Annotated in this window: 19 protein-coding genes; 1 reads left to right on the top strand and 18 read right to left on the bottom strand. The window is 54.0% G+C overall.

Annotated elements, in window-relative coordinates; translation table 11 throughout:
• Positions 1-51: 51 nt before the first annotated feature.
• Positions 52-426 (top strand): DUF3742 family protein, encoded by a 375-nt coding sequence (locus tag IG609_RS11665; protein WP_039551991.1) that lies wholly within the window; start codon positions 52-54, stop codon positions 424-426.
• A gap of 13 nt (positions 427-439) precedes the next feature.
• On the opposite strand, the gene IG609_RS11660 is transcribed toward IG609_RS11665, so the two are convergent.
• From IG609_RS11660 to IG609_RS11575, 18 genes are all read right to left on the bottom strand, one after another.
• A complete protein-coding gene (locus IG609_RS11660) occupies positions 440-1,963 on the bottom strand; it encodes a conjugal transfer protein TraG N-terminal domain-containing protein (RefSeq protein ID WP_431040440.1) in 1,524 nt (507 codons plus the stop codon).
• Between the two features lie 6 nt (positions 1,964-1,969).
• On the bottom strand, positions 1,970-2,320 hold the full coding sequence (locus tag IG609_RS11655) for a hypothetical protein (RefSeq protein ID WP_039551889.1): 351 nt from the start codon (positions 2,318-2,320) through the stop codon (positions 1,970-1,972).
• Complete coding sequence (locus IG609_RS11650; RefSeq protein ID WP_431040439.1) at positions 2,317-3,720, bottom strand: integrating conjugative element protein; 1,404 nt, start codon at positions 3,718-3,720, stop codon at positions 2,317-2,319. Before IG609_RS11650 ends, IG609_RS11655 begins: the two co-directional genes overlap by 4 nt.
• 4 nt (positions 3,721-3,724) lie before the next feature.
• Positions 3,725-4,660, bottom strand: coding sequence for a TIGR03756 family integrating conjugative element protein (locus tag IG609_RS11645; protein WP_039551886.1), 936 nt, complete (start codon positions 4,658-4,660; stop codon positions 3,725-3,727).
• Positions 4,657-5,091, bottom strand: coding sequence for a TIGR03757 family integrating conjugative element protein (locus IG609_RS11640; RefSeq protein ID WP_039551884.1), 435 nt, complete (start codon positions 5,089-5,091; stop codon positions 4,657-4,659). The genes IG609_RS11645 and IG609_RS11640 overlap by 4 nt, the downstream gene beginning before the upstream one ends.
• A 162-nt stretch (positions 5,092-5,253) precedes the next feature.
• Positions 5,254-5,751: a RadC family protein gene (gene radC, locus IG609_RS11635; RefSeq protein ID WP_039551882.1), complete on the bottom strand. Its 498-nt coding sequence runs from the start codon at positions 5,749-5,751 to the stop codon at positions 5,254-5,256.
• Between the two features lie 578 nt (positions 5,752-6,329).
• Complete coding sequence (locus tag IG609_RS11630; protein WP_039551879.1) at positions 6,330-7,955, bottom strand: DUF2326 domain-containing protein; 1,626 nt, start codon at positions 7,953-7,955, stop codon at positions 6,330-6,332.
• Positions 7,945-8,169 carry an ABC-three component system middle component 7 gene (locus IG609_RS11625; protein ID WP_039551989.1) on the bottom strand — a complete coding sequence of 75 codons (225 nt, stop codon included), beginning with the start codon at positions 8,167-8,169 and terminating at the stop codon, positions 7,945-7,947. Before IG609_RS11625 ends, IG609_RS11630 begins: the two co-directional genes overlap by 11 nt.
• The gene (locus IG609_RS11620) at positions 8,153-8,932 is read right to left on the bottom strand and encodes an ABC-three component system protein (RefSeq protein WP_193400767.1); all 780 of its coding nucleotides are present in this window, start codon (positions 8,930-8,932) and stop codon (positions 8,153-8,155) included. The genes IG609_RS11625 and IG609_RS11620 overlap by 17 nt, the downstream gene beginning before the upstream one ends.
• Before the next feature lie 537 nt (positions 8,933-9,469).
• Positions 9,470-12,349 carry a conjugative transfer ATPase gene (locus tag IG609_RS11615; RefSeq protein WP_039551876.1) on the bottom strand — a complete coding sequence of 960 codons (2,880 nt, stop codon included), beginning with the start codon at positions 12,347-12,349 and terminating at the stop codon, positions 9,470-9,472.
• On the bottom strand, positions 12,349-12,786 hold the full coding sequence (locus tag IG609_RS11610) for a TIGR03751 family conjugal transfer lipoprotein (RefSeq protein WP_039525820.1): 438 nt from the start codon (positions 12,784-12,786) through the stop codon (positions 12,349-12,351). Before IG609_RS11610 ends, IG609_RS11615 begins: the two co-directional genes overlap by 1 nt.
• A complete protein-coding gene (locus IG609_RS11605) occupies positions 12,767-14,173 on the bottom strand; it encodes a TIGR03752 family integrating conjugative element protein (RefSeq protein ID WP_039551874.1) in 1,407 nt (468 codons plus the stop codon). Before IG609_RS11605 ends, IG609_RS11610 begins: the two co-directional genes overlap by 20 nt.
• Positions 14,163-15,065 (bottom strand): TIGR03749 family integrating conjugative element protein, encoded by a 903-nt coding sequence (locus tag IG609_RS11600; RefSeq protein WP_039551872.1) that lies wholly within the window; start codon positions 15,063-15,065, stop codon positions 14,163-14,165. Before IG609_RS11600 ends, IG609_RS11605 begins: the two co-directional genes overlap by 11 nt.
• On the bottom strand, positions 15,062-15,742 hold the full coding sequence (locus tag IG609_RS11595) for a PFL_4703 family integrating conjugative element protein (protein ID WP_193400769.1): 681 nt from the start codon (positions 15,740-15,742) through the stop codon (positions 15,062-15,064). Before IG609_RS11595 ends, IG609_RS11600 begins: the two co-directional genes overlap by 4 nt.
• Positions 15,739-16,137 (bottom strand): TIGR03750 family conjugal transfer protein, encoded by a 399-nt coding sequence (locus tag IG609_RS11590; protein WP_039551868.1) that lies wholly within the window; start codon positions 16,135-16,137, stop codon positions 15,739-15,741. The genes IG609_RS11595 and IG609_RS11590 overlap by 4 nt, the downstream gene beginning before the upstream one ends.
• Before the next feature lie 12 nt (positions 16,138-16,149).
• The gene (locus IG609_RS11585; RefSeq protein WP_039551866.1) at positions 16,150-16,506 is read right to left on the bottom strand and encodes a TIGR03745 family integrating conjugative element membrane protein; all 357 of its coding nucleotides are present in this window, start codon (positions 16,504-16,506) and stop codon (positions 16,150-16,152) included.
• 20 nt (positions 16,507-16,526) lie between these two features.
• On the bottom strand, positions 16,527-16,760 hold the full coding sequence (locus IG609_RS11580; RefSeq protein WP_039551865.1) for a TIGR03758 family integrating conjugative element protein: 234 nt from the start codon (positions 16,758-16,760) through the stop codon (positions 16,527-16,529).
• Positions 16,757-17,137 carry an integrative conjugative element protein, RAQPRD family gene (locus tag IG609_RS11575; protein WP_039551863.1) on the bottom strand — a complete coding sequence of 127 codons (381 nt, stop codon included), beginning with the start codon at positions 17,135-17,137 and terminating at the stop codon, positions 16,757-16,759. The genes IG609_RS11580 and IG609_RS11575 overlap by 4 nt, the downstream gene beginning before the upstream one ends.
• Positions 17,138-17,700 lie beyond the last annotated feature (563 nt).

The raw sequence follows: 17,700 nt of genomic DNA, 5'->3' as shown, positions 1-17,700 counted from the left end.
GCTGTAAGGTGGGCTTTCGGTATAAGCGGGTAACGCAGGTATATGATGACCATGAATAGCACGAGCCATAACAGTATTGCGGAACGCTTTGGCCGTTGGCTTGGCAAAGGCTGGCGTGGCTATGTGCGTTGTGAGCGCAAAGTGTCGAACTGGTTGGTATCCAAGGATGTGCCACAGTTTGTTGCCTTCGTGTTTTTGTGGGCAATCAAACTGATTGTGCTTGGCGTACTGGTGTATTTCGTCTTTTGGTTGGCATTGTTGATTGTGTTTGCTGTTGTTACTGGTTGGGCTGTTGGACAAAGCACGTCAGAAGATAATTTCGAATTAGGCTTCCCTGCGACGTTGGATGAGCTTCGCGAAATGCCAGGGTACGATCCTAATCTGCACAACGATACATCTCACGAGATGTATCGCAATGGTGATTGATCTGGCTTAAATCCTACCTGAGTTTTTTGGAGACTGTACACGCCCCCTTTCCGCCAGCATTACCAGCATCCTTTGTGCCCGCTGAAAAACTATTTGCGATTGTCCCCGCCCGAATGCCCGCCCAGGCCAGCGCACCGACCCAGAATGCCGGGAGCACAATGAACATCGAGCCCATAACGAAGTTCAGCAACATGTCGCCGAAGGTATTGTTCATACCCACAAGCGGATCAACATTGTTGTGTGGCCGATTCCAGCCCCATCCCCATCCGTAAAGCGCATCGAGGATCGTACTGTCGAGCCAGCGTGCAAGCTGGAACCAGAAATCCACAAAGAACAGCGCAAATTGCACGATGCTGAGCGTGACAACGGTCTTCAGGTCGTATGTGCCGACCAGGAGCACCAGAGGGATACAGATCACCAGTGCCATCTTCAATAGTGCAAGCACTATCGGCAGTGCCTGGCGTACGACGTCCAATGCCGGGAATGCGGCGATCCCTCCAATGGTCATGCCGATGTCGCCGGCAGCACGTGTGACGATATTCGGTAAGGTTTTGTCGATTTGACCGCCATAGTCTGTGTAGACATTGCCTTGGTTGAGTTTTTGCTGGCGGGGAGAAGCAAGCGCCCTGATTACGGAGTCATCTACCTCTGCACGGCTGATGAATCCCGCCCAGTTGGCAATACGGCTGAGTAGGCTGGGATCGACCTGTGCCAGCAGGCGTGCGCGCAAGCCGTTGCCACCATCGCTCCACCACTGGCGGCAACTTGGGTAGCCCGCACCGCTTGGCACCTGAGCTAGTCCAGCGTCACGATTGCTGTCGTAAGCCCAGCCCTCACGTGGTGTCTTGGCGCGGTAGGTGTCATAGAAGCCGCCGGTGCTGACAAAATAGGTCGAGCCGATCCAGGTCACGTCGTGCATTTGTGCTTCATCAAGATCAGGACGATTCATGAACAGTTTGGCGCGTGCAGGGCCGTAGCAGTCGTGGGTAAAGTCTGCGACTTCCTGAGCCAGTAGGGGATTGTCAATCCGGGTGGCATTGATCTCCATCCGCATTTGTCGCAGGTCGGTGCCGCATGGGATAGCCGCCACCGAGGCACCCGTGATCGCGCGTGAGAGCGCATGCATGAAGGCCCACCAGACTGGCACTTTTGCACTCTGGTTGTTGAGGGTGCTGAAGGATTGCGACCAGCCCGTGTCTTCGGGCTGGGGCACGTTGATCTGGCACTGTGCCGAACGCGCCTGATCGTACCTGATCGTGTTGAGGTCAACATCAATGAACGGAATACCGGCGAACATCACCACCACGATTGCCACCCATACTCGGTTTTCAATGCGCATTGAAGACAGTACGCCTTTGTTACCTTCGTCGGCACCTTCAGTACGGGATCTCAGCCACTCGTCGATGATGATGGCCACGAAGGGGAGGACGAACACGCCGCTGGCAACCAGTACAGCCCAAATACAGTTGTGGACGACCCAGCTCACCAGGGTCAGGTAATACTCCAGATAATCGGTAGTGAAAAGCGTCATGGTCATACTTCCCTATACGTCCTGAACCAACAGGCTGAATTCCAGTACCAGCAGTGCGGCGATACCGGAAATCTCGGCACGAATGAGCCTGCGCCGGGCGTCGGAGCGGGTATCGCGCAGGAGCAGGCGGCGGCGCATCCACAGCCAGCCATAAACGGTGGCCCCGTACAGGCACAGACGCCACAACAGAAAATAGCTGGCCGCATCGGCCAGCCAGTGTTCCCAGCCAGCGATGCTGCCAGCGAAGTAGATGCCCAGGACGTTGGCTGTGACGGTGATGATCAGCAACGTCACCGTCCACAGGAGGACTCTGACGGTACGCCAACGGAACAGACGGTGTGATCGCAACCAGGCAAGACTCATGGCGTGCCTCCGGGGGTGGGGCGTTGCAACTGGTCAAGACGGTTAGGTACGGGATCACCTTCATAAATGCCGCGTGAGCCTGCCGCGCGTGCGCTGTGGCGCTGGATGATGGCCATCGGCGAGTTGTTGGCGAGTTCGCGGCGTAGTTCAAGCTCGGTTTTGAGATTGAGGATCTCGCGGTCAAGCGTGTTGCTTTCCTGATCGACGGCGGCGACTGCCAATTGGTTGGCGGCGACGTTTGGCTCTTTCCTGCCGGTCAGTAGCGTACGTTGCAGCAGCAGGGCTTTTTCCAGTACCGATGCCAGCGCGACTTCGGAGGCCAGACGTCGGGCCAGGATGTCTTGATCAGGTTCGTCACGCAGTGCCTCGATCACGCCACGGGTGATGGGCAGTGAGGTACTGCCAGCCTTGAGAAGGTTCTCGAACGTGGTGTGGCGTGCTCCACTGACCAGTTCTTGCAGCGCTTCCAGTTTGGTGTCGTATTCGTCCTGGATGATTGGGGTCAGCCCGACGCCTGGTACGGTCTCGGTCTTGGTGCAGCCTTCGCAGGTGCGTTGTTCCTGTTCGCCCAGCACACGCGTGGCAAAGTCGATGGCTTGTTGGGGGGATGCCCACGTCTGGCAGGACAGGCTTTGGCAATTTGCCGGGTCGATGGGGGCGGTGTCGGTTACCCCACGGCCATTGACCAGGTTGTAGCCTGCACGGGTTACGTCCCCGACGACCTTGATTGAGCGCTGACCTGTACCGCCGGCATTGCTGCCACCCACCCACGGTACGCCGTCGTTACCCCGGTTTTTTTCGGCCTGTTCAATGGCTGAAACAGCGTCGCTGCTGGCGACGGCCTGACGCAGCGCCATGCCTTCGGCGATCTGGCTCCAGCCGAGCTGGCCGCCTGCGGTGTCTGCCATTTTTTCAGCCATCGCTCGGCAGGTGAGTTTGGAGCGATCAAAGTCGAGTCGGGCTTGCAGAACGCCATTGGTCAGCAGGTTATAGAGGCCCGGGTCGGCCCGCTGGATGATCAGTGCGGGCAACGAGGCGACGGCGCTGGTGGCGCTCTGGATCACGTTACCCATGATGTTCTGAAAGCCGTTGGTCAGCCCATTGAGCTGATTCTGGATGGTGGTACTGATGTTCATGTCACCGCAGATCAGGTTGCTGTTCCAGCCTACACCGACACCAATCGAGCGCATGCCGGCCGCACCGCTCATTGATACGGCGTTACCGCCGCCGATGGAGTACATCACTTCATCGCCCATGACGGCTCCGCTGTTCTGGAAGCCTCCGTCCTGCGCCAGAGCCAGACCACTGCTCAGCGTCAGTGCAGCAACCCATAGCGTGGGTTGCCACAGGCGCGGCGCAAGAATTGAAAACGCTTTCGGGTCGAGACGTTTCATCATCATGTCCTCAGTTGAAATCTACGCTGCCAAGAAAGGTCTGGCCGCGTCGCTGGCAGCAGCTATAAGGTCGCCAGAGTGCCCAGGCGTAGTTGTCTTGCTGTGTCTGAGTGTGTGTTCCGTTGTGTGGGAAGACCGTGCAGGAAGAGGCGGGACGAGGGGCCAATTCTTGCCATTTGCCGGTGGCAGCATCGCTTTCCATCAGTGCGCCTGCCGGCCAGTAACCGTCGCGTGCGTTGGCGAGCAGGGGTTGGTATACGTGCAGTTGCCCTCGGCGGGTCACGATATCGCCCGCCCGCTGGGCGACCACGGCGCTGGCCTTGTAGCTGTCCACCTGGTGCAGGAAACCGCCGCGTGGATAGACGTTGCCCCACAGGTTCAGTGCGGTGCGTGCGCCGATCTCGCGCATACCGGGGATCAGTGCCTCGGGATACACCGTTTCGGGAATGTTGTAGCGCCACGCGATGGTATCGAGTGTGCTCAGCAGGTACGGCATGAAGGCGGTGCCAGCACCGTCGCAGATGATGCCTGATGATGCGGCAAACTGACTGAACACCTGGCCGCCGGGGTGGCCGATCACGTCTGCGTTACGGAAACTGGATAGATTGTTCTCGTTGCCATGGTTGCTGGTGCCGTCACCACCGCTCCGGGCCGTGATGTTGGTCTGGCTCATGGCGCGTACTTCAAGCCATGGATTCTCGCCGGTATTAGCGTAGCTCGACACCACGGCGTCGGGGACGTAGTGTTTGACTTTGACGGAGGTACGAACCGTACATCCGAACTTGGTGCAAAGCAGCCAGTAGCAGATCCCGGTGACCCGGTATTCCAGACAATCAGGGGATAACGACGAGGAGATGATGGCAGCGGTGTTGAGGGCAAACGAGGAACTGGCTGCCGTGAGTAAAACGGTGGCAAGACTGACGCGCAGACGGCGGGGGAGTCTCATGGCTGCGCCCTCCGGTATGTGTTGATACGCGCCACTGCTTTGGCGACGTCAGGTTCGCCATAAACCACATAGCGTTGATCGACGATGACGGCTGGAAGGGTGGTAATGCCCAGGCTCCAGGCATCGACAACATCCTGATAGGCCTCGTTGATGCGTTGCTGCAGCGCTGTGCCGCCTTCTCTCAGGCGTTGTTGCACGATGACTGCGGCGCGTGCCGGGTCTTGGGGGAGGTTGGCTGCCAGTTCGGCCTCAATGCGTGAGGGGCTATCCAGTTCGATGAGCTGGGTATTGCCCAGGTTTTGCATCGGGTGTCGAGTGTCAGTGACAGCCAGCACCTCTGTGGCCTGTGCTGGTGAAGCCAGCAACACAATGAGAAAGCCAGCGGCAATCGTATGCCGCCAGAGGGAAGAGGTGAGAGCGGGAGACTGCATATCGGAGCACCACGAAATTGATCATGGCGGTAGTCCACTCCAATCTGCGTCAGGAAACGACAAACAATCGGGAAGAGTAGATCTCCGGTTTTAGGGAAGAATAAGCAAAAAGGCATCGATTTGTCCTAAAGGGACCATTCGATGCCATGAAGAACAAAATGGTCAAAGTAGCCCCATTTCAGCAAAGGAAAAGGGCCGCCCCTGACCGACAATGACATGATCCAACATGCGCACGTCAACAGCGTCCAGTACTCCTTTCAAGCGGGAAGTAATGAACTTGTCTGCATTACTGGGTTCAGTGAGTCCTGATGGATGATTATGTGCGAAGATTATAGCTGCGGCATTGTGCGCCAGTGCTCTGGATAACACGACACAGGGATACACTGACGTGCTGTTTACCGTACCCTTGAACAACTCTTCATAGGCGATGACTCTGTTTTGGTTATCCATAAACAGTGCGGAGAAGACCTCGTTGGGCTCCTGTGCCAGTTTGGTACGAAGAAAATCCATAGTGGCAGCCGAGTTTTGTAGTGTCTGGCCGCCACGGAACATCCTACGTTCCACGATTTCCATAGCACGGGCGATAATCCAGTCTTCGTGCTGAGCGTCCAGTATGTTGAATAATCTGGCACTGTTTTTGAGAACAACAGATGTAGACATTATTTGCCTCCTTGAACAAATGGAGGTGCCGTTCCTGGAGGACGGCTCCCCCAATGTGATGGAAAGTGCATCCTCCGCCTGAAGCTGGCGGATATCCGCGTAATTGATGCGAAGCGGAACGGGATACAGTCAGCACGGCGGGTGTCGTGCCGTAGCCTCGAAGACTGTTGGCTACCTGGGCTTGTTGCTGGCGACACCAGCAGACAATTCAGGGGGCGTTAAGTGTTCGTGGTGTGGATAGCAGATGTTGTTTTCATTGAAGTTCCCGGCTGAATGTTGTGCATATTGATGCTTGAGTTGAACATGAACAGGTAGCTGAGTAGAGCAACAATCCGAAACCGTTGAAATCCTTTATCAGGCGATGCTGAGTGCTCCGCTGCTCACCTCTGCACAATGGGCGTGATACCACGCGCATGGTCAATCATGTCGGCGACGGTGTTGAGGACTAATGATGAACTGGCTGCCTAAGTAAAACGGTGGCAATACTGATGCGCAGAAAGTGAGAGAATCTCATGGCTGAATCAGCTCACATGAATGAAGACTATGAGCTTGATTTAGTCATCTTTTATTAATTTTAATCAGATTTCGTTTTGCTCACGCCAATCTTTTTTGTATAAAAGATCATTGTCACTTAACTTTAGAACAGTATGGGCGTGCAATAATTTTTCTGCTGTAGCTCCGAATTTCACTGCCTCATCAAAGGCAAGAAAAATTTGCTTTCTTTTGATTGATGCCAATATTCTTAAAATATTTCTTGTTGCTGGAACTTCAATATTCTTATAAATGACTGAGTCATGAATCAAAAAAGGCAATGGTGTTAATGCAATAGCGGCTAGATCGAATCCAACCAAACCTGCGTAAGACTTTCCAGTTCCTGTGTCATCGGAGGAGATGAAACTGTATGAGGATGAATTTTTTATTCTAAGCTGTGAAGCGTTGCGGTTAGCTCCATAGACAACCTTGTTGAAATTCTTCAGCTTTGAATTTAAAGATGACTCAATGTCAAGAAAAATTGTGATGTATATAGCATCTAAGCGCTCTTTGGATAGGGATGCTTCTTTTTCGATTGCTGCCTTTTGGTCATAAAAACGATTCTCTTCAGATGCTTTATCAGTGATTTCTTTGAGATCAAAAACTCGAGCAAACAAATCATCAGGTGTCCCTTTTGCGGCTAGATTAGAGCTAATATCCTTTTCTATATTGAGGATTTCTGTATTTATCAAATCTAGCGTCTCTGTATGAGACGCTAGATCTTTTTTTAGCTCTCTCTGAACTATTTTGCTAATGTTCTGGTGAAAAAACTCAACTTGCTGGAGTCGATCTATGTCAATGTTGGGGAAGAATTCTTGAATTAGCGCAATGTTGGCAGTCAATCTAGGAGTTACACCCTGAAGGTCACGCCTAACTCGGTCTATTTTTGTTTGCGCCTCATTCCGTTGGCCTATTAGATCAATCTTCCGATGCTGTAATTCTCGAAGTTTTTCGTCAAAAAGGGCTTCGTAGGCACTCAGTGCGCCAGAGAATCCTTTCTTTAATGCCTCAATAGCTTCCGTGTTCTCAGAAATTTTTTTCTGATTAGTCTTGTATTGGGTCTTGTTGATCTTCGGTATGATTTCCGCAGCCATGGATTTTGAGATGAGCTTCTTTTTTTCATTGTGCGTATCTAAAATAGATTTTTCTTCCTCTATATCATTTGTTCTTGAGAATAGATCTATAAGCCTCCCAATAGCCGTTCCGGCTGGTTCTTTTGTATCAGCAGAGAATGGGTGATTTGGGTCCAAAGCTCCTTTGTTCCATATGCGAATAAAAGGACCTACCAAAGATCGAAAGCTACTTTTTAGTTTTTGTAGCGCATAGAAATCTTTCAGTTTTTTTGTATATTCATCAATGCTAATTTCTTTTATTGAATCGTAGTCTTTATTGCACTCATGAATAACGTTAGATTCACTAGTCGAACGCTTAAGAAAATATTTTTCTTTGTCGAAGATAAACTCAAAATTATAGGTGTGATGCCCTAGGGCTTTGATTACACCTGCTTTATCTTCTAATAGAGATGACCCACCCATGGCAAAATCGATCACCATTAATGCGGATGATTTTCCAATGGAATTTTTTGCGTCATCGTCGCCAAGTATTAAATTTAATCCTTGGTGGAAATTTATTTCACCATGATTGAATAGAGGGCAAGTTATTTTACTCAGCATAGCTTATAATTCCAGTTGTGATATCGATATCAATAATTTTAAGAACATAGAGTACATCCAAAGCATGCAAGAATTCTGATGCGTCTTGGAAATCTTTTGCCGTTCTGGTCATTGCGTCAGAAATTGTCTCTCCATGTATGTTTTTTTCCAAAATTGCCCGCATTTTGAAAATAGTAGATTCTTCTAAGGAGGTGAATTTAGTTGGAACTAGCATCGAAGACCTCGCAATTTTGGATGAAAAAAGAGGTAAGGATCTTGGATGCAATAATAGATTTTCCGGATTTTATGCTTATCCATTTGGCTATGTGATTAAAAATGATGTCTTTGTTTCCTGGGTTTTGTCTTTCAATGATAAGATAATATGAATTTATCTGGTTTTGCATAATTCTTATTGCGGACTGGTCTCTCTGTTCAATAAGCCTAATGTGATGTCTAATTGGAACAAAAAAGTCAATTACGTTCGATCTAATTTCTCTTTTTTGCAAAGGACTCATGTCTCTTTTTAACTTTTCATCAAGAGAGCTAACATCTAGCTTTGTTTCTGATAGATCGCTATATTCTCCATCATCATGCACTATAAGGTCTAGTATCTCATGTACCTCTTCTTGAAGAGCATGCTGAGATGCTGTGAGCCTTGCTCTAGCTTCACTAATATATCCATTTTTGATTTCCGATATTTTAATATATTCTTCTATTTTAAAATCTTTGTCGTATTTTGTGTGGCATGTTGGACAAAGCAAAATAACATTATCAAGAGAATTAAGATCACTCGGAATGGGATAGCCGACTAAGGCCTGCTTCTGTACTGCGTTAGGGTTCAGCGGATATATATGAGCAATTTCATAGCCGATGCTTGGATGCTTGGAACTTGCTTTTTTAAACATCATAGGCAGTACACAGAGCGGACAAGCACCACCTGTTTCCCCATATAGGATGCTATGTTCATTGGCGTGGTACTTTACCCTTGCGTTTGCCATTTATACAAACCTCGATTGATTTATTTTGATGTCTAATACCCGCCCTTGAATAAATTTTTCTGGGCTGAGGTTTTCAGAAAAACTGATTCTTAACCAGCCCAATCTCAAAGAGCAAAGCCAAATAATCCAACATTGATGTGATTAACTATGGTTCTTCAGCCATTTTTTACATAATGATAACAAGAGCAAAATATACTCGTATCTCCGCTGCGTGAGCTAAGTTGCACCTAGTTCGCTATTTGTGCATTTCTAACGAAACGGTCATTCATCTGTCTTCCTTTTCCCCGACACCTACGTCTTGCTTTATTTGTGGCAAGAGCCCGTTATCTGGTTTGTAATGAAAGTTTAGAAGGCAACTATTTTCCATAATTTCAAGTACCGTGAGTTGATTTTATCGATTGCCTTCAGATTACGTATTTTTAAGGCGGCTCAAGGTGTTATGCAACATGTTTTTAAGAGGATGCAGGAATTTATGTTTTGATACAATTTTATTGTGCTTCTGTTGATAAGTTTTTGCAAGTGCTGGTAAGTGGATGCTTAAGTGTTTGTATTGTAAGAGTTGAAGTGCACCACAGGTACCACGGGCGTGATACCACGCGCATGATCAATCATTTCGGCCACTTTGAACGCGGCATCCAACTCGCCAATGCCGAACTGCTGCATCAGTTGGTAGCGTTCGGCTTTTTCCTCGGGCTCGGTCTGCGCCAGGGCGAGATAGAGGCTGGGCGGTACGGCACGGAAGAGCACTTCTAGGCTCTTGGAGAGGATGACGCCTTCGGTGAATTTTCCGGATTCTTTGCGTGCGGACAGCATCAACGCTTTCTGCGCGGGTGTCAGCTCCCTGAATCGTGCGATTTTCTCGACTTCGTCGGGCGGCATCGACAGGCAAATCCACCACTCGATCATGTTGAGCATCGGTTCTGCGGCCTTTGGCAGATCGTCGATGTTCTGCGTTGCGAGCCAGAACCATGCCCCAAGTTTGCGCCACATTTTCGTGACCTTCACGACGTAGGGCGAGAGCAAGGGGTTTTTGGTGATGATATGGCCTTCGTCCGTCACGTTGAGGATAGGGCGGCCCAGGAACTGGTCGCGCTCGGCGATGTTGTTGACGGTATTGATCAGCGAGATGTAGGCGATCGACAGTTGTGCGTTGTAGCCTTCGCGTGCATAGGTCGCCAGGTCGACCAGGGTGATATCGGCCTCGGGCCAGGGGGTACCGTCGCGGTCGAACATTTCTCCGTCGCTACCCTGGCAGAACATATCCATCGCATCGGCCATCTCCAGCAAACGGGCACGCCGGATTTCTGGCAGCGTCGTGTCATGACCACGCTCACGCAGCGCATCGCGCACATCGCGGGTCAGCACGGTACGGTTGGCAGCGACGCAGCGCTGAGCGGCGTCCAGAATGCATTGGCGGATCAGAGAGCGGTCAGCCCGTGTCATGCGGGCTTCTTCCTTGTCTTCACCCCCCGTGATCATTAAACGTGCGGTGATCTCCAGTTCGCCCAGTACATCGCGTTGTTCGTCGGCTTCGGTTTCCTTGCTCTGTGGCTCATCATCCAGTTCATCGGCATCGAGTGTTTGTACATCACTGGGGGTCTCAATGAGTCGACGGGCGTCGGCGAACGGTGCGAGACTGACGCCAGCTCCTGGAGCGAGCTTGACACGGTTGACAGTCAGCCCTAAACGTCGGGCGAACTCGCAGAACAGCCCGAAGGAATTGCCAGCCTCCACAATGAAGATCCGTGGACGATAGATAGCTGTGACCTGATTGAGCAGGTTGTTGAGGGTGGCGCTCTTGCCCGACCCCGTAGGGCCGAACAGGAAAAGGTGCGCGTTCATCTGCCGATCCAGGCGGTTGAAGGGGTCGAACGTGATCAGGCCTCCACCGCGATTGAAGACAGTAATCCCCGGGTGACCTGTACCCTGGCTACGTCCCCAGGTCGGTGAGAGGTTGGCCACATGCTGGGCGAACATCAGTTGTGTGTACCACTGTTTGCGGTCCTGTGCCGGGTTGTACATACACGGTAGCCAGCGCAGATAGGTGTTGAGCGGTGCGACTTCGTCCTCTTCGCGTACCGGCTGCAGGCCTGCGCCCAGCATCACGTTGGCCAGTTGCAGCCCCCGGCTGTCGAGTTCTTCTTCATCCCGGCCACGCAGGTAAAAGGCCAGGCTGGCACGGTATAGTTTGTGGGAACTGCCGATCAGTGAGCGCGCCTCTTGCACATCCGCCAGGGTTTGTTCGGAGGCCAGCGTTTCGCCAACGGCTTTCTTTGCCAGATGATTCAGGTGTGTTTCGAGTACGTCCTGTGGCGTGGCAACCAGTGTCAGGCACATCATCGTGTCTTCCGGCATCTGGTCGAACAAGGTATTGATGGCGTCGCCTTTGCGATTCTCGCCTGTCATATGACCCACACTGGGCGGTGTGCGCAGGCGGTCGGTCGTCATCACCCGATGCGGCATGCCGTCAAAGTACCACTCGCCCCGGGCCGTATCTGAACGTGGCTGGCCGAAGAACAGTCTCTGGCTGAAATCGCATCCGGAGGCCAGCTCGATTTCGTTGACGTCGTGGGTGTCCGGGTAGGCGGTCAACTGGTAGAAGCGTTCGCGGTCTTCGGCGCGGGGGCCCAGCAGCGTGGGATGTGGGTTGAACCAGCGCAGCAGCCAGTTGTGGATTTGCGATGCGTCCAGACGCTGTGCGCGGATACCTGAGTTGGCCAGACCACCGCTCAGGCGATCACAAACCACGTTCAAAGCCTGTTCGGGCATCAGACCACGTCGCGTCGTGCTGCCTGCGGTGCGGCGATAGACGACCATGCGTACCCGTCGAGTTTGCCCTCGCCAGGGCAGACGCGTGACCGTCGTATCCTCGAACAGGCCTCCCGGCTTTGCTACTGCGCGCAGGTGATGGGCCATCGAATGCAGATAGAATTCGGTAAAGCGTGAACTCTGTGCACGTGGCTGGATGTAGCCCTTGAGGGTCTGCAGGTACTGATCAAAGTTGGTCTCGTCCTGAGCGTAGAGTTGCAGTACCCAGGGATTGTCGTCGAGCTCGTCGAAGCTGTCCTGCAGCGCATTTTCCAGCGCATCCCGTGCCTGAGCCAGCCAGACCGGCTCACGGCCTTCTGTACCCAGTGGAGTCAGTTCAAAGAAGGCGGCGACTGAGACACCATCCTCCAGCAGCATACTTTGTGATTCGGGCAAATATTCGACCCAGGGCAGCAACGCGACAAACGACGGGGCAACCTCGTACAAGGCCTGCTCATCGGCCTGGGTGGCGGGGCGGCTCCCCCTTACGCTGGTACCGGGTTCGGGAATGCCTGCCTGCTGTAGTGTATCGATGTGGAGCTGCCAGCCGTCCGGCTGTTCGCCTTTGGTCGGCACGGTGGGTTTGCGCCAGGGAAGCGACCAGACCATCAGTAATCCTCCGTACGTTCGCCCGGCATCGCGTATTGCACGCGCTGGTAGAGGGGGAAGATGGTGGTGTAACCCGGTACAGGAACCGGGTCCGTCCCCGCCAGATGCGGGAACACATACATCAGCAGGTCGGGGTTGGGCAGTCGCTGAAACTGGCTGCGTACTTCATTGGCGGCGGTACGCGTGTAGTGTGCCTGTTCTGCAGGAGCAGCTTGCCCATCCGCATGGCTGAGTGGACGGCGCAAGCTCTGACGGGCATCGAGCAGTTGGCGATAGGCCATCTGTCCCACTCGCCCCCCATTGCCGCTCTCTTGCTGCCAGATGTCCTGCATGGTTCGACCCCCATGGGGTAACAAGTCTTCCTTGCTCGTGGCGCAGCCGGTCAATACGGTCACGGATAGCATGATTGTCAGCGGTTTAGTCCAGTTCGAGCGCATGGCTTTCTCCTGTACGATGGTCGACCTTGCGGCCTTCGGTGTCGTAGTCAATGGCGAGCGGTTTTTCGAGGTGAACGGCGACGTGTGCGCCTGGCTTCACATAGACTGCTGCGAAGGCCTGTCCATAGAGCTTGTTGACCCAGTCCGACATGTCGCGTACGCCGCCGGCGAGAATGCGGCCCACAGCCTCGTTGCTGCTGATGCCCACGGTGCCGATGGAGCCGTCGGCACCGGCGTAGGACATCTGACCGCTGTCCGAATCGATGAGGGATGCCGCGCCTGCGCCTGCTGCGGTGATCAAAGCCTGTGTACCGAGATACTGCTGGGCATTGCTGCGGCGCTCGCCGGACACGCACGGGATACCGTAGGGGTCACTGATCCACCCGAGACCGTTCTGGTCATTGCTTTGCTGATTACTGCGTTCGCTGTCTTCCGGAATTGTGCGGATGGTGCCGTCGTGGAAAACGAAGGTGATTGAGCGTACCTGTCCCCTGACGCATGAGAGCGTCCAGTCGCCGGACGCGGTGCCACTGAACACAGCGCCAGCCACATCGGGGATATCGATGCCGTTGGCCGTCAGATTGTCGGGGCCGACCAAGACTTTGAAGGGATAGGGGTCATTGACGGTGCCATCGATCGGTACGCGGCCAATCAAGGCTGTCATCGCGACTGAACCCATCAGTGTTGAATTGGTGGGGACGGTGTAGACGGCCCTGGCGGGGTTGGCTCCGGTCGCGTTTGTACGGGTACTGGTGACGCTTTCGACCGTGGTGTCCAGCGTCTTCTGGGCGGGCCCGAAACGTGTCGGAAAGTTCAGCGCAGTGTTGCCATGACGGCCATCAGTTTGTCTGGCATCGTCAGGCTCTACCCAGCGGATCGTGGTCTCGTCGCTGAATCCTTCAACATCCCCGTCTCGCAGGCCAAGGCCGACTGGCAGGTCGCCGTGACCGGCGTTACCGATACTGTCCAGCCGCCGTTGCAAATCTGCCAGCAGGCCCTCAGTTTGTTGGCGCTCGTTGTTGAGTTGCTCCTGGTCGCGGCGAAGGCTGGCCCGCTCGGATTCCAGTGTGGTACTGATACGCTGGTCAATGGCACTTTCACGTTGACGCAGACGCTGGTTTTCTTCTCGTTGTGCCCGGTTGTCGGTGGTGGCGGTTTGTAGCTCAGTGCGTAATTGCCGAACCTGGGCCACCAGCGTCGCGACAGTATCGCGTGGCGTGTCTCCTTCGATGCCCAACGCCTTCATTTCCTCCGGGGTGAGCTGGCTGCTCGTCTCTGCCGTGGCAGAGGACTGTGTGCCGCCACCAGAGAACAGGCGGATGCCAACGAACAGGACCAGCAGTGCGACGGGGATCATCAGCCATTTCAACAGACCGTTACTGCGCATGATGTACCTCCGTTGTCGGGGGAGTGCTGGCAGGCACGTGCATGGCAGGATCAAAGCGCTGGATGGCGGGCAGTAGCGACTGCGGCAGTCCGTGCTTGCGGGTAACCAGATACAGCACCGTGGTGTCTTCGGGGGAGCCGCGTGGGCCGAGCGCCGTATGTTGGAAAGTGGCGGTGAGGACATCACCTTGCAGTGCGCGTGGATCGAGTTCAACCCAGCCATTGCCTGTATGTGTCAGTCGCACGGCAGTGACCCACTGATCTTCCAATCGCCATGAAGCCAGCGCTTTTGCCTCTACAGGCAGTGTCGGCAGCAGCGTATCCAGTGGCAGGTCGTGGCGCAGGCTGATGCGCATTATGCCGGGCACAGGCTCTAGGGTGCGTAATGGCGCGTACAGGCTTTGTGCGGCGTAACGTGTGAGTACCACGGCCACAGGTGTTTCACGTTGCGCCGGCCTGGCATGGTCTGTCGTGGGGGCGCGGGTTGCGTTGTCTGGCGGCTGACCATAGCGGGGTGGGGTGGCATTACCCTCAACGATGCGTATCGGCTCAAGTGCTGACTCGCCGTCTTTGGCAGGAGTGGCCGCAATGTCGAACAGGATCAGCGCACCGCTGTCGGCGTCCTGCAACTGCAATCGAGTGGGTTCGATAGGCTCGCTGGCACGCAGGTAGATGGCTCCACCTGCGCTCTGTACACGGAGACGGTCGCCGATGCTGACCGGGACACCGATACGGACATTGCGATCTACGAACACAATGCGTTCCTGCCCAACAAAAAGTGGTACGGCAAGTGGCAGCCGCTCCCAGCGCAGGATTTCCACGGCATGGAGCGCAGGAGCCTGTACCAAGGCTATCAGCCCCAGCCAGATGAGACAGAGACGACGATGTTTCATGGGGTTTCTCCTTGTGTGCCCAGGCCGCCACGACTGGGGACTTCCTGTGCCGGGGCTGCGATGCGCTGCGGGGTACCGTCATAGCAGTCGAGCATGAGGCCGAACGGGTTACGGGATGGATCGATATCTGCACGCGTGACTTTCACTGGATAGCTCACCAGAGCGCGTTTGACCTGCTCCGGGCCGTGATACTCGTCAGCGCTGAGGTCGAGTGTGACGACCCAATCGCGGTCAGAGACCACGCGTACCCGTGCTGTAGGGTTATCGCCATAGCCGCGACCGGGAATTTCGTAGACGCCGCGTACACGTTGCCGCAGTTCGCCCGTGCTGCGGCGATAGTCGTAATCTGCCTGCAGAAAGGCACGGCATGCCGGGGTGAAATACGGTGATAACGCATGGAGGTTGCGCGTGTAGTCCTCTTCTCCGTTAGTCGGCCAGCGGTTGAGTTGCTGGAACACGTAGAAGGTGAAGGCGTAGACCGATTCGGGGGGCACTTCCCACCAGGCCCGGGAACTCCCCGAACGCAGATCAGGGGGGACATGGATCGTCAGATCACGCGGGGCGTTCCACCAACCGGCACCCATGACCAGCGCCACCAGCAGTAATGCGCTGGCACCGATGCGAAGGGTCTTGATGTGCGCTTGTAGATGTGTGACTTCGTTCTTGAATCGGCTCATCGCGTTGTCCTTCTATTCGACCAGGAGCCTGAACGCGTGATCAGCAGGTGTCCGCCAACCCAGCCTGTGAGCAGCGGGTAGCGGGTCGTGATGTGCCATTGCAACTGACGGTACAGCCAGGTATCAGGCCGGCCGCGTTTCTGTCGTCGCAGGAAGCCGCCACCGATGAACACGCCGCAGGCGATGCCCAGCACAATGCAGGTCGGTGCCAGAGCGATGGTTGAAAGCAACCAGGACAGTGGCACGCCGATAATCAGCCCGGTGCAACCGGACAGGCCGCAGCAGATCCACAACTCATCAGCCGTCAGGCCGCGTACCACCACCGGATGTCGATTAAGCCGATGTGGCAGGAACGTGATGGTGCCGTCCGTACGGACATGTGGAGGCTCTGACATGCCCAGTCCCTCTTACAAAATGCCGGTGGCTTCGGTGAGCAGCCAGATGCCGATCACCAGCAGCACCGCCCCAACGGCGACTGTCAGGCCGAATTGGCCCCAGGTTTTCTTGCCGTTGTGGATTTCGGCGTAGGTGCCGTAGGCGTGATAGCACACGCCGATGAACATGCTGGCGACCACCAGTAGCGCTACCAGCAGGACGATGTCATAGCCGTAATTGCGGATGGTTTCCATAATGCCGCCACCGGTGCCACGAGACGGGTTTTCCAGTTGTGGCAATCCCTGGGAGAACGACAGGGCAGGTAAGGTAAGACTCATGGCCAGTGCTGCATGTTGCGCGAGACGAGCGGGAGAGAAGTGGTGTTTCATATGGGGTTGCCCCTTTCTGGTTACGAGAGCAGGAAAAACGTCAGCACCAGGTACATCGCGAGAAAGCGCACGATGACACCGAGGAACTGACGCTGATTGAGCTGATTTTCTACCCAGCCGACGTAGGCGGTGCGGATGGCCCATGCGCCCCACAGCAACAGCACCGCGAATACGACGCCGATGAAAACGGCGGACATGGCTGCAGGTGTAATGCCGCTACTGGCCTGGAAGGCGTTGATTTGTGCGGCAGTCATGGTTGGTCCTTCAGAAAGGTGTCGCCGTGTTTTGCTGTCGATTCCTGACGGTAGTTACCGTTCAGTTCGGCAAGGTCCCGCGGCTGGGCGCGGGACGGCGTGAGATGAGCCTGGATACCGATGCGTATGCGAGCAATGTCATCGCGTAGCCTTGGGTAGTCGAAGTAATAGCGTTCGCCTGGCTCTGCGGGGGTTCTGGATGCGCTCTGCACGACGAGGCGTTCCAATGCGTCGAGTTGCCTTAGTGCTGCAGCAAGATCCTGGTTCTGCGCCGGTGTGTCGGCATAGACAGAGAACGAACTGCAGAGCATTAGGGCTGCGGAGAGAACGATGGGTGCGCTGCGGCGTACAGCGCGAAGCTGGGTTGGGAGAACCATAGCTCCATTCCTCTGTTTATTGAGTAATGGCGTTATGTTGGTGGAATGCGTGCAGCAAGGCTGCAAACAATGGGAACTGTGCAGTTACCGGTTTTTAAATTTTGTGGTCTATGTAGTAAAAAATTCAGGTTCTTTATGTTTAATATTACTTTTGGAAAATCATGGATGTGTGGCTGTGAGCGAGATGGAGAAAGCATAATATTGCCTGCGCTGACAAGCCAATTTAGTGTGTGTCGACTATTTTGAATGAGTTGTTGGGGGGAAGGGCAGATGGAAAATAGAATGGTTGAGGAAATTAATGGTATGTAAATTGAATTCACAAAACTAATGTATCGTTCTGCAATGCCGATTTCAGTGCGCTAATAGTAACTGCGCTTGGTTGAGATTGATTATTAGGTGTGAAAATCATTTATTCAGGATATAAATATTGTAAAACTTAATTTCCCGTTCTCTGTCCATCTTTGGGAAGCTAAATTGTCAGTGTCAATAATTAAAATGCTTGCTGACCAAGCTGAGAACAATGTGGCTCGCGCCGTAAACGAGGTGGATTTGTCTGGTTCTGT

Source organism: Pectobacterium quasiaquaticum, from assembly GCF_014946775.2.
GTDB classification, from domain to species: Bacteria; Pseudomonadota; Gammaproteobacteria; order Enterobacterales; family Enterobacteriaceae; genus Pectobacterium; species Pectobacterium aquaticum.
The sequence above is the reverse complement of the archived record's forward strand: the minus strand, read 5'-3'. Positions and strand labels throughout refer to the sequence as shown.

Bases quoted from the DNA above. Each gene is read 5' to 3' on its own strand.
- IG609_RS11665 (WP_039551991.1), top strand. From the start codon at position 52: ATGAATAGCACGAGCCATAACAGTATTGCGGAACGCTTTGGCCGTTGG.
- IG609_RS11660 (WP_431040440.1), bottom strand. From the start codon at position 1,963: ATGACCATGACGCTTTTCACTACCGATTATCTGGAGTATTACCTGACC.
- IG609_RS11655 (WP_039551889.1), bottom strand. From the start codon at position 2,320: ATGAGTCTTGCCTGGTTGCGATCACACCGTCTGTTCCGTTGGCGTACC.
- IG609_RS11650 (WP_431040439.1), bottom strand. From the start codon at position 3,720: ATGATGATGAAACGTCTCGACCCGAAAGCGTTTTCAATTCTTGCGCCG.
- IG609_RS11645 (WP_039551886.1), bottom strand. From the start codon at position 4,660: ATGAGACTCCCCCGCCGTCTGCGCGTCAGTCTTGCCACCGTTTTACTC.
- IG609_RS11640 (WP_039551884.1), bottom strand. From the start codon at position 5,091: ATGCAGTCTCCCGCTCTCACCTCTTCCCTCTGGCGGCATACGATTGCC.
- radC (WP_039551882.1), bottom strand. From the start codon at position 5,751: ATGTCTACATCTGTTGTTCTCAAAAACAGTGCCAGATTATTCAACATA.
- IG609_RS11630 (WP_039551879.1), bottom strand. From the start codon at position 7,955: ATGCTGAGTAAAATAACTTGCCCTCTATTCAATCATGGTGAAATAAAT.
- IG609_RS11625 (WP_039551989.1), bottom strand. From the start codon at position 8,169: ATGCTAGTTCCAACTAAATTCACCTCCTTAGAAGAATCTACTATTTTC.
- IG609_RS11620 (WP_193400767.1), bottom strand. From the start codon at position 8,932: ATGGCAAACGCAAGGGTAAAGTACCACGCCAATGAACATAGCATCCTA.
- IG609_RS11615 (WP_039551876.1), bottom strand. From the start codon at position 12,349: ATGGTCTGGTCGCTTCCCTGGCGCAAACCCACCGTGCCGACCAAAGGC.
- IG609_RS11610 (WP_039525820.1), bottom strand. From the start codon at position 12,786: ATGCGCTCGAACTGGACTAAACCGCTGACAATCATGCTATCCGTGACC.
- IG609_RS11605 (WP_039551874.1), bottom strand. From the start codon at position 14,173: ATGCGCAGTAACGGTCTGTTGAAATGGCTGATGATCCCCGTCGCACTG.
- IG609_RS11600 (WP_039551872.1), bottom strand. From the start codon at position 15,065: ATGAAACATCGTCGTCTCTGTCTCATCTGGCTGGGGCTGATAGCCTTG.
- IG609_RS11595 (WP_193400769.1), bottom strand. From the start codon at position 15,742: ATGAGCCGATTCAAGAACGAAGTCACACATCTACAAGCGCACATCAAG.
- IG609_RS11590 (WP_039551868.1), bottom strand. From the start codon at position 16,137: ATGTCAGAGCCTCCACATGTCCGTACGGACGGCACCATCACGTTCCTG.
- IG609_RS11585 (WP_039551866.1), bottom strand. From the start codon at position 16,506: ATGAAACACCACTTCTCTCCCGCTCGTCTCGCGCAACATGCAGCACTG.
- IG609_RS11580 (WP_039551865.1), bottom strand. From the start codon at position 16,760: ATGACTGCCGCACAAATCAACGCCTTCCAGGCCAGTAGCGGCATTACA.
- IG609_RS11575 (WP_039551863.1), bottom strand. From the start codon at position 17,137: ATGGTTCTCCCAACCCAGCTTCGCGCTGTACGCCGCAGCGCACCCATC.